This is a genomic window from Microcoleus sp. A003_D6, from assembly GCF_036702825.1.
Lineage (GTDB): Bacteria > Cyanobacteriota > Cyanobacteriia > Cyanobacteriales > Microcoleaceae > Microcoleus.
This window is the reverse complement of record NZ_JAUBWA010000053.1, coordinates 1-1,536: the sequence shown is the minus strand read 5'-3', so window position 1 is coordinate 1,536 and position 1,536 is coordinate 1. Positions and strand designations below refer to the sequence as shown.

The 1,536-nt window shown below is 50.5% G+C and carries 1 protein-coding gene; it reads left to right on the top strand.

What is annotated here, in order from left to right; translation table 11 throughout:
* On the top strand, positions 1 to 1,462 hold a 1,462-nt coding region (locus QUB70_RS16130; RefSeq protein ID WP_332981849.1), incomplete at its 5' end, for a calcium-binding protein.
* Positions 1,463 to 1,536 lie beyond the last annotated feature (74 nt).

Below are 1,536 nucleotides of genomic sequence, written 5' to 3'. Positions count from 1 at the left end.
TCCAACTACCACTCCAACTCCAACTCCAACTCCGACGCCAACTCCGACTCCAACTCCGACGCCAACTCCGACGCCAACTCCGACGCCGACTCCGACTCCAACTCCGACGCCAACTCCGACGCCAACTCCGACGCCGACTCCGACTCCGACTCCGACGCCGACTCCGACGCCGACTCCGACTCCGACTCCGACGCCGACTCCGACGCCGACTCCGACTCCAACGCCAACTCCAACGCCAACTCCAACGCCAACTCCAACGGAAACTCCAACGCCAACTCCGACTCCAACTCCGACGCCGACTCCGACTCCGACGCCAACACCAGAAACTCAAGACGAAGATTGCATTTGCAAGCAGATAACCTTTCCCAGCCAGACTGCTATTCGCGGCCCCAACCAAACAAATAGCACCACCAAGGGTACAGAAAGCGACGACTTTCTGGAGGGTTCGATTACCAATGACCAAATCGACGGCTTAAATGGTAACGACTTGGAGGTTGGCTTCACTGGCAATGACAATATTTATGGCGGATCTTACCTCAGCATCGATCTAGGAAATATAACCATTCTTCCCTCTGCCAAAGATAGCGACGTGCTGTTTGGTAATGAGGGCGATGATTACCTCAACGGGGGTGCTAAAGATGATTTAATTTTTGCCGGCGAGAACGAAGATGTTGCTTACGGTGGCAAAGATGACGACATAATTTTTGGAGACAAACAGAGCGATACTTTAATTGGCGATGAGGGTAACGACACCTTATACGGTGGTACTCTTAACCCTTTAGACATCGATTCTACAGGTCGCGATTTGCTATTTGGTCTCAGTGGCGACGATTACTTGAACGGGCAAGAACTCGAAGATTCCCTTTCTGGTGGTGATGGCAATGATACTGTGCGCGGTGGTAAAGGCGATGATTTAGCCTTGGGAGACTTGGGCAACGATTTGCTGTTTGGCGATGAGGGCAGCGATACTCTCTGTGGCGGTGACGGGGAAGATACTGTGTACGGGGATATTGGCAGCCTTTTGCCGATCGGCTCTGCGGGCGGCCAAGACCAAATCTGCGGCGGTGAGGGCAACGATTTGCTGTTTGGCAATGAAGGTCAGGATACTGTCTGCGGTGATGCTGGGAACGATACTCTTGACGGCGGTAAGGATGAGGACAGTTTACTCGGCGGTGCTGGGGATGATTGGCTGTTTGGAGATGAGGGTAATGATACTCTGATTGGAGGTACTGGGAGCGATCGATTTATATTAGGTGTTGACCTCGGCAGCGAGACTATTTTAGACTTTCAAGACGGCCTGGATTCGATCGGCTTGATTGGTGGTTTAAGCTTTTCGCAACTCAGCATTGTTGTAGAAAATAATTCTACTTTGCTCCGAGTTACCAGTTCAGATCAACTTTTAGCAACTCTCACCAATGTGTCAGCGGGACTGATTAATATTGCCGATTTTGCGATCGTCTAACCCACATTCCGCAGATATTCAGACAAATTTAATAATTTTAAATTTGGAGGCATGAAACCCTGAAATAAATACCT